Below are 11,237 nucleotides of genomic sequence, written 5' to 3'. Positions count from 1 at the left end.
TCGCTGGGGATCTCCGGCGCCAACATGCACGACAGTCTCGGCCTGCCACCGCTCGTGCGAGGAATCCCGCCCATCCGCTCCCGGCGCGGTCCCCGTCGCAGACGCCCTACCAAGCTGCACGCCGACAAGGGCTACGACTACGACCACCTGCGGCGATGGCTCCGCGAGCGCGGCATCACCCACCGCATCGCCCGCAAAGGTATCGAGCCCTCACAGCGGCTCGGCCGCCACCGCTGGGTGGTCGAGAGAACGGTGTCCTGGCTGGCCGGCTGCCGACGCCTCCACCGGCGCTACGAACGCAAACCCGAGCACTTCCTCGCCTTCGTCGGCATAGCCGCAACCCTCATCTGCTACCGCCGACTCACCAAGTGAAACAACGTCTTATAGATTTCCGCGTAGGGAACGTTGACGAGCCCGTCGGTGCGGGCCTAACTCCCTCAAAGGTTGAGCTTGAAACCTTTCAGAGGGGCCGTTCGGCGCCACTCACGCGCGAGTCCTCTCCGAGCGAGACTCCCGTCCCGGCCACGCACTGCCACGCGCCAACTGGGCGCGCCCTTCGCAACGGTCCGTGTGCCGCAGGTCAGGGCTGCGCATTCCGGATTGCGTACCGGAAGGACACGCGGGCGGGCGTCGTTGCTTTCGGCCGGGCGGAACCGGCCCGAAAGGCACCGGGCCGCAGTGGGCTCAGGCGCGAGGCCGCCGGCGTGCGGGTGGACCCCGGCTGATCCCCCGCCACCGGTTACCGGGCGGAAACCTCAGATCTCCCACAAACCTTGCAGCTCAGCGTTGATCCAGCACTCGTACGATGCCAGGGTTTCGGGAATTCACCGCAAGCTCCACAGCGAAATCCTGGAGGCCGTATGGCTGTCCGTCGTGCCGCTGTCGCCGCCGCGTCCGCGGCTGCGCTCAGTCTTTCCCTGCTGGCCACTTCCTGCAGCGCCGGCGGAGCCTCGCCCGCCGCCGACTCCAAGGCGCAGCCGCCCGCGAAGAAGGCGGTTGCCACCGGCAGCGGCGGCGCGGTCTCCAGCGTCAACCCGTATGCCTCCCGAGCCGGGCTCGACGTACTGCGCAAGGGAGGGAACGCCGTTGACGCGGCGGTGGCAACGGCCGCCGCGCTGGGCGTGGTCGAGCCCTACTCCGCAGGGGTCGGGGGCGGCGGCTACATGGTCTACTACGACGCCAAGGCCAAGAAGGTACGCACCATCGACGGCCGGGAGACCGCGCCGGCCACCATGCGCTCGGACTCGTTCCTGGATCGCGCGACCGGCAAACCGCTGCCCGGCGAGGACGTGATCAACTCGGGGCTGTCGGTCGGCGTTCCCGGCACGCCCGCGACATGGGACAAGGCGCTCAAGAAGTGGGGCACCGTGCCCTTGGCGAAGGCCCTGCGCCCGGCCACCCGGATCGCCGACGACGGCTTCGTGGTCAACGACGAGTTCCGGGCTCAGACGGCCATGAACGAGAAGCGCTTCCGCGACTTCAAGTCGACCACCGACCTGTTCCTGCCCAAGGGCGAACTCCCCGTGGTCGGCTCGCGCTTCCGCAACCCGGACCTGGCCAGGACCTATCGCCAGCTGGCCCGTGAAGGGGTCAAGGCGCTGTACCGCGGCGGAATCGGGCGGGATGTGGTGCGGACCGTCCAGCGCCCGCCGATGGCTCCCGGTGCCGACCACAAGGCGCGCCCCGGCCTCATGAAACGCGGCGACCTCGCCGCCTACCGTGCCGTGCACAGGGAACCGACCCGCGCCAACTACCGCGGGCTGGACGTCTACTCCATGGGACCGTCCTCGGCGGGCGGCACCACTGTGGGCGAGGCGCTGAACATCCTGGAGAACTTCCACCTCTCCAAGGCCGACAAGGCCCAGGCCCTGCACCACTACCTGGAGGCCAGCCGGATCTCCTTCGCCGATCGCAACCGCTGGGTGGGCGACCCGAAGTTCTCCGACGTCCCCACCGAGCAACTGCTCTCCAAGGATTTCGCCAAGGACCGGGCCTGTCTCATCCGTTCCGACAAGGCACTCAAGAGCCCGCTGGCTCCAGGAGACCCGCGCCACCCGGGCGCCGACTGCGACCGCAAGACCGGGAACAAGGAGCCGCACGAGGGGCCTTCGACCACTCATCTGGTGACCGCGGACCGCTGGGGAAATGTCGTCTCCTACACCCTGACGATCGAACAGACCGGCGGCTCGGCCATCACCGTGCCCAAGCGCGGCTTCCTCCTCAACAACGAGCTGACCGACTTCGACTTCGCCCCGCTCACCAAGGGGACACCGGACCCGAACCTGCCGGGGCCCGGCAAGCGCCCCCGTAGCAGCATGTCCCCGACGATCGTCCTCCGCGACGGCAAGCCGATGATCGCCGTCGGCTCGCCCGGCGGTGCCACGATCATCACCACCGTGCTGCAGACCCTGGTCAACCGACTGGACCTCGGCATGTCACTACCGGCAGCGGTCGCCGCGCCGCGTATCTCGCAACGGAACCAGACCGCGACGGAAGCCGAACCGGGCTTCCTCTCCTCCCCCGAGCGCAAGAAGCTCGAAGCCCTGGGCCATCAGTTCGTCCTGGCGCCGAAGACCTTCACACCGGCACCGGAGATCGGGGCGGTGGCCGCGCTGGAGCTCCTGCCCCACGGCAAGATCTCGGCAGTGGCCGAACCCGAGCGGCGTGGTGGCGGATCGGCCATGGTGCTCAAGGATTCCCGCTGAGGCCGAGCCCCCTCCGAGCGATGTCCCGGAGGGGGCTGTCCCGATGGCCCGGTGCGTGAGCCGGTGATCAACGTGGTGCGGTCGGCGTGGTGTGGTCGGCGTGGTGTGGGCCGGGCTTCGAATGCCGCTCAGACGCGGGCACAATCGGGGCACACGCCCCGATACGTCACCTCTGCCTCGCGGACGGTGAAGCCGAACCGTTCGGAGGCGGGCAGATCGGCCAAGGGGTCGCCGCCGGGGTGTACGTCACGAATGGCGCCGCAGCCCGAGCACACCAGGTGCTGGTGGGGGCGGTGGGCGTTCGGGTCGTAGCGCTTGGCGCGGCCGTCGGTGGCCACCTCGATCACCTCGCCCAGCGAGACGAGTTCACCGAGGGTGTTGTAGACGGTCGCGCGGGAGATTTCCGGCAGCTTGGCGGTGGCGCGCGCCAGCACCTCATCCGCGGTGAGGTGGATGTGCTCGCCATCGAGTACCTCGGCCACCACTCGGCGCTGGGCGGTCATCCGCCAGCCGCGTCCGCGAAGCCGGTCCAGCAGGTCACTCATGCCCACCAGCCTAACTGTGACCCGTCCGGGAAATGAATCCGTACGAGTCTGGTTGACGTATTGACTTGGACTTTGTCCATCGTAGGATCGGATCCGGCGACAGCCAAGGGACAGGACAACAGCAGGGAAAACCCGTGACGGTTCAGGAGACGGGTCCGCTCACCACCGCATGCGATGGCCTGGTCGCGGACCACCACAGCAGCGAACAGGCGGGCGCCGGCGCCCCGGTGCAGATCCACGATCAGGTCCCGCTGGAGAAGCGTGCCCCTTTCCAGCGCGAGCGCCCCGCCGACACGCGGCCCGTCCACACGCGCTTCGTCCACGCCCGTACCGCCCGCGTCCATGACGCCGGCATCCGGGCGGTTCCCGTGCCGACGCCAAGGAATCGCCTTTGCGGTCCGCGCTCCAGCGGGCGCCTCCGCAACGGCCTCCGTCCTCGTGTGCCGGTCGTGCGGTGTCGTCGCTGACTTCGACCACAAGGCCGACGTCAGCAGCCGGTCTTCCGCCGCCCGACGTCCTCCGCCTCCCGACCGAGGAGGCCGAGGCTCCTTGCCGGGGCTCTGCCCCGGCTGTCGCACCAGCCCGCAGTTCCTCCAGCACTGTGATCCGCCCCGTCCGGAAGGATTCCCATGTCTGAGAACCACGACGCCATCGTCACAGACCCCAAGCCCGAGGAGGCAGGTGGCTGCCCGGTCGCACACGGCCGCGCCCTCCACCCGACTCAGGGCGGCGGAAACCGCCAATGGTGGCCGGAGCGGCTCAATGTGAAGATCCTCGCCAAGAACCCCGCCGTGGCGAACCCGCTGGGCGAGGATTTCGACTACAGCGAGGCGTTCAAGAGCCTCGATCTTCCTGCCGTGAAACGGGACATCGCCGAGGTGCTGACGACCTCGCAGGACTGGTGGCCCGCCGACTTCGGCCACTACGGCCCGCTCATCATCCGGATGGCCTGGCACAGCGCGGGCACCTACCGCATCAGTGACGGCCGCGGCGGCGCGGGAGCGGGCCAGCAGCGCTTCGCCCCTCTCAACAGCTGGCCCGACAACGCCAACCTCGACAAGGCCCGCCGCCTGCTGTGGCCGGTCAAGAAGAAGTACGGCCAGAGCCTGTCGTGGGCCGACCTGCTCGTCCTCTCCGGCAACGTCGCACTGGAGTCGATGGGCCTTGAGACCTTCGGCTTCGCCGGTGGCCGTGAGGACGTCTGGGAGCCGGAGGAGGACGTCTACTGGGGTCCCGAGACCACGTGGCTCGACGACCAGCGCTACACCGGCGACCGGGACCTGGAAAACCCCCTCGGGGCCGTCCAGATGGGCCTGATCTACGTCAACCCCGAGGGCCCCAACGGCAACCCCGACCCGATCGCCGCCGCCCGCGACATCCGTGAGACCTTCCGCCGGATGGCGATGAACGACGAGGAGACCGTCGCCCTCATCGCCGGCGGCCACACCTTCGGAAAGACCCACGGCGCGGGCCCCGCTGACAACGTCGGCGACGACCCCGAAGCCGCCACCCTCGAAGAGCAGGGCCTGGGCTGGAAGAACGCCTACGGCACCGGTAAGGGCGCCGACGCCATCACCTCCGGCCTGGAGGTGACCTGGACCAGCACCCCCACCCAGTGGGGCAACGGCTTCTTCGACAACCTCTTCGGCTACGAGTGGGAGCTCACCAAGAGCCCGGCAGGCGCCAATCAGTGGAAGCCGAAGGACGGCGCGGGCGAGGGCACGGTGCCGCACGCCCACGACTCCTCGAAGAAGATCGCCCCGTCGATGCTCACCACCGACCTGTCGCTGCGCTTCGACCCGATCTACGAGCCGATCTCCCGCCGTTTCCACGAGAACCCGCAGGAGTTCGCGGACGCCTTCGCCCGCGCCTGGTACAAGCTGACCCACCGCGACATGGGCCCGAAGTCTCTGTACCTGGGCCCGGAGGTCCCGGAGGAGACCCTGCTGTGGCAGGACCCGCTGCCCGAGGCCGAGGGCGAAACCATTGACGCCTCCGACATCGAGGCGCTCAAGGCCACGCTGCTCGACTCGGACCTGACCGTGTCCCAGCTCGTCGCCACCGCGTGGGCGTCGGCCTCGACGTTCCGTGGCAGCGACAAGCGTGGCGGCGCCAACGGCGCCCGCATCCGCCTCGAACCGCAGCGCGGCTGGGCAGCGAACGACCCCGACCAGCTGGCCCTGGTACTGCGCTCGTTGGAGGGCGTGCGGCAGGAATTCAACGCCGCTTCCGGTGCCAAGCAGGTTTCCCTGGCCGACCTCATCGTCCTCGGCGGCGTAGCTGCTGTGGAGAAGGCCGCCAAGGACGCGGGCATCGACGTACAGGTGCCGTTCACCCCGGGCCGCGTCGACGCGACCGAGGAGCACACCGATGTCGAGTCCTTCGAGGCGCTCGAGCCGACCGCGGACGGGTTCCGCAACTACCACGGCAAGGGCAACCGCCTGCCGGCCGAGTTCCTGCTGCTCGACCGGGCGAACCTGCTCACCCTGAGCGCCCCCGAGATGACCGCCCTGGTCGGCGGTCTGCGCGTTCTGGGCGCCAACCACCAGCAGTCCTCGCTCGGTGTCCTCACCAGCACCCCTGGGACCCTGACCAACGACTTCTTCGTCAACCTGCTCGACCTGGGCACGACGTGGAAGGCGGTCTCCGAGGACGCCACCACCTTCGAGGGTCACGACGCCGCCACGGGCGAGGTCAAGTGGACCGGCACCCGTGCCGACCTCGTCTTCGGCTCGAACTCCGAACTGCGCGCGCTCGCGGAGGTCTACGCGAGCGATGACGCCAAGGAGAAGTTCGTGAAGGACTTCGTCGCCGCATGGGACAAGGTGATGAACCTGGACCGGTTCGACCTCGTCTGACGCGTCTCGTCCGACCCCTGGCGTCCAGGCCGGCTGCTCACCGGCCGGCCTGGACGCCGTCGGTACGGCCCGTGAGCCCCCGAGTGCATTACCCGCGCGATTCCAGCGTGCTCCCGGCCAGGCGTCTCTGCCGTCGGCCGCCAGGTACGGTCGGCACCGCGCGGCCCCCGTGCGTCAACGCCGCCCGCCGAACTCCCATTTGTGAATCTCGATGTCGGCGTACCGACCCGTGGGCAGCACCGCTCGTGCGGTGTCCTGGTCAGGCGCCCGGACCAGCGCCGCCGTACCCAACCAGGTGGTGCCGTCGTCGGAGAGCAGCGGCCCGTAGGCGATCAGCTCGTCCCGGTTGGGCGGCACGGTGAGGTCGGTGGTCGGTCCCGTGCCCAGGCCGAGGACCAGGTACCTGTTGCCACCGGCCCGGCCCCCGGGGAAGTCCCACATGGTGCGCCCCAACAAGTTGCGCCACCGCCGCAGCATCACGTCCCGGTACACACCGGCCTGGTAGCCGGGCTCGTCGAAAGCGAAAGCGCGGGCGGCGGCCGGGTCGGGCACGTCGAGGATGTGCACGCTGCCGGTCGGCGTTTCGTCATCGTCGGCGAAGGTCGGGCCGCGGGCGATCAGTTCCTTCGCGTACCGGTCCATGTAGGACCAGTGCTCTTCCAGCAGCTCGTGGCGCAAGGGGACGGAGCCGGGCCGATCGCGGTGATAACAGAAGAACTCCATGTCCACAGAATTTCCGACACGCGCCCGCATCTCAACAGCGTTTCGAGGATGACCGGGGCTCCAGGCGGGCCGCGTCCCGTCGGGCGGCGCGGCAGCGATCCCGGAGCGGCGTTCATGCTCCACCGGCTGGCCATTCAGCGCTGACAGTGGCCAATTGAGCGTTCTACCCGGCCAGTTGAGCTGTCGGCACACGCAGGGCCGTCCTGCGGTGACCTCCACGACGTGGCACCGCAATCGTCGCCCGCCCGCTCCCTAGGACTGCCGCCGGACCGCCTTCTCCTCCGAGTCCGCCAGCCAGAAGATCAGTGGCGGCAGCACGAGTTCGACCGCAGTCAGCACCACCTGGAACCAGTGCGGCCACCCGTCCACCGCGAGCGACAGCAGCCGCCCGAACGCCCCCAGCAGGAACACCCCGGCCAGCCACCGCACCGCCGTCGCAGGGATCGGCGACTGCCGGGCCGCCAGGAGCCAGGCGAGGCCGTACCCGGCGAAGATCGCGCCGAAGAACCGGCCGAGGCTGTCGATCGTCGCACCGGCCGAGCCCGCGCCCGGGATGGAGGCGTTCCCGAGCAGCACGTGAAAGAGCCCGATCGCCAGGCACGCGTACCCCATGGTCAGTACGAGTCCCCGCAGCGCCTTGGCCTTGGCCATGACCACACCCCCGTTAGTAGACACGTGTCCACCAGGCTACCGCCAGCTGATAGACGCGTGTCAAGTAACATGGGTCCGTGCCTCCCCGTCAGCGCCTCCGCCCCGCCGAGCGCCGCGCCCAGCTCCTCTCCGTCGCCGCGCAGCTCTTCGCCGCGTATCCGTATGACGAGGTGCTAATGGAAGACGTCGCCGAGCGCGCCGGGGTCTCCCGCGCGCTGCTCTACCAACACTTCGCGAGCAAGCGCGACCTCTTCGCCGCCCTCTACCAGCAGGTCGCCGAGCAACTGCTGGCCAGGACCCGACTCGACCCCGCCGAGACCCTGGTCGAGCAGCTCACCGAGGGCTTGGACGCCCATATCGAGTACTTCGCGGAGAACCGCAACACCGTGCTCGCGGCGAACCGGGTCCTGGCCGGCGACCGCGTGGTCCAGACGATCATCGACGGTGAACTCGACGCTCTGCGCGAGCGGTTGCTGGGCGTGCTCCCCCTGGCGGACGACGGGACCCGGGAGGCCGTGTCGGGCATCCTGAAGAGCTGGCTGGTGTTCGTCCAGGTGCTGTGCGTGGACTGGCTCACCAAGGAGACCTGCACCCGTGCCGAACTGCGCGATGTGTGCATCGGCGCTGTGCTGGGCGCCATCCGGCCTCTCCTTGACGAAGATCCCGCCCCGGACTGGCCGTGACGGTCGCGACAGAGGTGCGCGAGTGGCGTGACGAGGGCATGGAACCGGCCTGCCCACGGGCCGAATCGGCGGCCTCCTGCACGGGACAGGGACGCAGGTGGCTCAGATCGCCCCGGCCGGCCTGCTGAAGGCCGCCCGGGCGAGCTCGACCTGACCGCGCAGCCGAGCCGATTCAGGGCGCCATCGGTCCTCGGGTCAAGGTCGCGACGGTGGCAGTCGGCTCCTACTCCCCGCCGCTCCGTACGGACTTTTCGAGGAGCGTGAACGACTTGGGCTCACCGCCCGGCTGGGGCTTGCCCTCCTTGCGTCCGACAACCTGGTAGCCGGCCTTGAGGTAGTACGTGTGCAGGCGTGCGTTCCCGGCCCAGCAGTCCAGGCGCACCCACTCTCGGCCCGCCTCGGCCACACGGCGCTCGGCGACGCGCAGAAGCTCCCGCCCCGTCCCGGGCGGGACACTGCCGTGATCCACCATCAGCCGGTGCACATAACCGGCCGTCGGCGGCTGCGGCCCCCAGGCGCCCTCGTCCTCCCACCACAGCTCCCAGGCCCCGACGGCACGATCGGCAGCCTCCGCAAGCCACACCTCCCCGCTCTCCATGATCCGGCGGAAGTGGTCCCCGCCCAGCTCACCAGGCCGCCACTGGCCAGTGACTCCCTGGGCGAGCATCCAGCGGGCAGCGTCATCGCGCAGGCGCACGAGAGCAGGAAGGTCGGTTTCGTCAGCGAGACGGAAGCGCAGGTCATTCACGCTGCGATCCTCACACAAGGGTCTGCCGCGGCATCGACCGGTGGCCGAGGCCCCGGCAGGAGGCCGCAGGCGCACGGCTGCCGAGCGTCAAGCCCGGCCTGAGGGTCGCCCCCTTCACGTGCCCAGGGAGCACCGGGAAGCATCACGCAGTACCCGAAATGCTGCTATTTGTGGCGAATATGAGATCTGGAGATCTACCGTGTGATCCGAGGTGGTTTCGACCCGGTGACGGCGAAGCTCCGGGCCCATGTGCCCGCCGGGCCGTTGCGCGCCGGCCGTGGGGGCTGTGGAAGGAGCAAGGATGCCCGACCGGTCGAGGCTGGTGCACCAACTGCGCTACGCCGTACGGGCCCCCTGGCTCGTCGCGCCCTACGCGCGACGCCTGGCCCGAGACGCCTGGATGTGGCTGCCGTCGACGGACCACCCGGCCTCCTGCCCGGCAGTGACGCGTTCGGACACCACTCACGAATGTGACAACGCGGCGGGCAGCAGGAAGCGCGACCGGCAGTCGGTTCCGGGGCATCCGCCTCTCCCCCGCCGTCCTGGGCTCAGCCCGGCACACGCCGGTCGGATTCGAACTCGACGACGCGTTGCCCCGGCCGACCCCCGTGCGCGGCACGTCGTTCGACTGCCCTAGCGATGCCACCCGGTGCCGTGCGACTCCTCGCCCATCGGCCCCCTTCGCTCATCGACCTACTCGACCTCGTTGAGCACCCCCGCGGTCGGGCGACCTCCCCCTGGAGCCTGCTGTGAACACCGACGGCTACGCCGCGATCCCGCAGGCCGGCGGGCTGCCCCCCGAGACGTCCGGGAGAGATGACTGCCGCGCTCCGCAGGAACGGAGGCGGTGGGCCGGCATCTCTGCGTTGTGGCTGGTCGCGACGGCGTTCGTCATCGTTCAGCTGATCGTCGTCCCGCTGTGGCTGCCGTTGGGCTGGGATGAGGGCGTCTACGTGAGCCAGGTCAGTTCGCGGGTTCCGACGACGTACTTCAGTGCTCCCAGGGCGCGGGGCATCAGCTGGCTTGCCGCGCCTGCCGTTGTTCTCAGCTCCTCCACCGTGGTGCTGCGGGCTTGGATGCTGGCGCTGTCGACTGCGGGCCTCGTGGCAGCGTTCTGGCCGTGGCGGCGCCTGATGGGCGACACGGTCACCGCGGTGGCGGCGGCGATGCTGGCCGGTTTGTGGGTCGTGCAGTTCTACGCGGCCGAGGTGATGCCCAATCTGTACGTGGCCTACGGCGCGGTGGCCGCTGCGGGATGGTTCCTCCGGGTGGTTTCGAGCCACGGCGGCAGGACGTCCGTCGCGCTCGCGCTGAGCATTGCCTTCACCGCTCTGATGCGTCCGGCCGATGCGGTCTTCATCGCCGCCGTCTTGACGGCCGGCACGGTGGTGGTGCGTTCATGGCGCCGTTGGGCCGCGGCCGTGGCGGTCCTCACCGGGCTCTGCGTCGGCCTCCTGCCGTGGCTCATCGAGGCTTACGCCCGCTATGGCAGCCCTCTCGCACGACTGCGGGAGGGCAGCGACGTCCAGGGCGGCATGCATCTGAGTGCGGCGTTCGGCATGCAGCTGCGTGCCCTGAACGGCCCCCTGCTGTGCCGCCCCTGCCACAGCTCCTGGTCCTATCCGCTCCTGTCCGGGTGGTGGCTCGTCCTGCCGGTGCTCGTCGTCTCGGGCCTGGCACTCGCCGCCCGCAAGCGCCGCGCCGAACCGGTCAGGTTCACCGGGCTCGTCCTGGCCACGGTGTGCGCGGCCGCGGTGTCGGTGCAGTACTTGCTCCTTCTGGACTACGCCGCGCCGCGCTTCCTGATCCCCGCCTATGCCCTGCTCGCCCTGCCCGTGGCCGCTCTGGTGGTGAGCGGGGTCGGCGCGGTCTCCCGCCGTCGTCGGCCCGTCGTGGTAGGGGCGCTGGTGGCGGTCTTCGTCATGCACGTGGCCAGCCAGTTGCTGGTATTGGACGCGCGGGCGAACTCACAGGTACGCAGCCGTACCGCTCTGCAGGACCTCGCTCAGCGACTTCATCGGACGGGGCTGCGACCGCCGTGCACGCTGGTCGGCTCGGATGTGGTTCCGCTGGCCTTCCACGCCGGCTGCAGATCCGAAGCGCTGACGGGCAACAACGCCTCCATCACCATGAAGGAGCTGCTGCGGCGGACGGCCGTTGAGCCGGTTGCAGCCGCGGGAAACAGTCCCCATGCCCCGCGGTACGCCCAACGATGGGCGCGCTGTTGGCTCATGTCGGCCGACGGGACGCCCTGGTACGTGTTCATCGCACCGTCCCCCGGAGTCCGGCCGGGGCACTGCTGACCGGGCGGCGGTCGCCTGGGA

9 protein-coding genes are annotated in these 11,237 nt (G+C 69.7%); 5 read left to right on the top strand and 4 right to left on the bottom strand.

The features are described from left to right. Together ACGFZW_RS35370 and ggt are read left to right on the top strand one after the other, a co-directional pair. The coding region (locus ACGFZW_RS35370) for an IS5 family transposase (RefSeq protein WP_393897425.1) at nt 1–372 on the top strand (372 nt) is incomplete at its 5' end. A gap of 488 nt (nt 373–860) precedes the next feature. Then, complete coding sequence (ggt, locus tag ACGFZW_RS35365; protein WP_393897424.1) at nt 861–2,705, top strand: gamma-glutamyltransferase; 1,845 nt, start codon at nt 861–863, stop codon at nt 2,703–2,705. 128 nt (nt 2,706–2,833) lie between these two features. Here the strand turns inward: ggt and ACGFZW_RS35360 are convergent, their stop codons facing one another. Then, nucleotides 2,834–3,250 carry a Fur family transcriptional regulator gene (locus ACGFZW_RS35360; RefSeq protein WP_393897423.1) on the bottom strand — a complete coding sequence of 139 codons (417 nt, stop codon included), beginning with the start codon at nt 3,248–3,250 and terminating at the stop codon, nt 2,834–2,836. A gap of 629 nt (nt 3,251–3,879) precedes the next feature. Between ACGFZW_RS35360 and katG the strand changes: the two genes are divergently transcribed. Continuing rightward, entirely contained in the window at nt 3,880–6,108 is a 2,229-nt protein-coding gene (katG, locus tag ACGFZW_RS35355; protein ID WP_393897422.1) for a catalase/peroxidase HPI, read from the top strand. Between the two features lie 174 nt (nt 6,109–6,282). On the opposite strand, the gene ACGFZW_RS35350 is transcribed toward katG, so the two are convergent. Together ACGFZW_RS35350 and ACGFZW_RS35345 are read right to left on the bottom strand one after the other, a co-directional pair. Beyond that, nucleotides 6,283–6,831 (bottom strand): YciI family protein, encoded by a 549-nt coding sequence (locus tag ACGFZW_RS35350; RefSeq protein WP_393897421.1) that lies wholly within the window; start codon nt 6,829–6,831, stop codon nt 6,283–6,285. Between the two features lie 252 nt (nt 6,832–7,083). Next, nucleotides 7,084–7,482 (bottom strand): DUF4345 domain-containing protein, encoded by a 399-nt coding sequence (locus ACGFZW_RS35345; protein WP_393897428.1) that lies wholly within the window; start codon nt 7,480–7,482, stop codon nt 7,084–7,086. Nucleotides 7,483–7,559: 77 nt separating this feature from the next. Here ACGFZW_RS35345 and ACGFZW_RS35340 point away from each other — a divergent pair, with 77 nt between their 5' ends. After that, complete coding sequence (locus ACGFZW_RS35340) at nt 7,560–8,165, top strand: TetR/AcrR family transcriptional regulator (protein ID WP_393897420.1); 606 nt, start codon at nt 7,560–7,562, stop codon at nt 8,163–8,165. Between the two features lie 223 nt (nt 8,166–8,388). Here the strand turns inward: ACGFZW_RS35340 and ACGFZW_RS35335 are convergent, their stop codons facing one another. Next, entirely contained in the window at nt 8,389–8,913 is a 525-nt protein-coding gene (locus tag ACGFZW_RS35335; protein WP_393897419.1) for a GNAT family N-acetyltransferase, read from the bottom strand. 749 nt (nt 8,914–9,662) lie between these two features. On the opposite strand from ACGFZW_RS35335, the gene ACGFZW_RS35330 reads away from it, so the two are divergent. Next, on the top strand, nt 9,663–11,216 hold the full coding sequence (locus ACGFZW_RS35330; protein ID WP_393897418.1) for an ArnT family glycosyltransferase: 1,554 nt from the start codon (nt 9,663–9,665) through the stop codon (nt 11,214–11,216). Nucleotides 11,217–11,237 lie beyond the last annotated feature (21 nt).

Source organism: Streptomyces sp. NPDC048248 (genome assembly GCF_043201875.1).
Taxonomy (GTDB): domain Bacteria; phylum Actinomycetota; class Actinomycetes; order Streptomycetales; family Streptomycetaceae; genus Streptomyces.
The sequence above is the reverse complement of the archived record's forward strand: the minus strand, read 5'-3'. Positions and strand labels throughout refer to the sequence as shown.

What these genes read in the sequence shown, in the direction of transcription:
- ACGFZW_RS35345 (WP_393897428.1), bottom strand. Translation starts at nt 7,482, where the DNA reads ATGGCCAAGGCCAAGGCGCTGCGGGGACTCGTACTGACCATGGGGTAC.
- ACGFZW_RS35350 (WP_393897421.1), bottom strand. Translation starts at nt 6,831, where the DNA reads ATGGAGTTCTTCTGTTATCACCGCGATCGGCCCGGCTCCGTCCCCTTG.
- ggt (WP_393897424.1), top strand. Translation starts at nt 861, where the DNA reads ATGGCTGTCCGTCGTGCCGCTGTCGCCGCCGCGTCCGCGGCTGCGCTC.
- ACGFZW_RS35360 (WP_393897423.1), bottom strand. Translation starts at nt 3,250, where the DNA reads ATGAGTGACCTGCTGGACCGGCTTCGCGGACGCGGCTGGCGGATGACC.
- katG (WP_393897422.1), top strand. Translation starts at nt 3,880, where the DNA reads ATGTCTGAGAACCACGACGCCATCGTCACAGACCCCAAGCCCGAGGAG.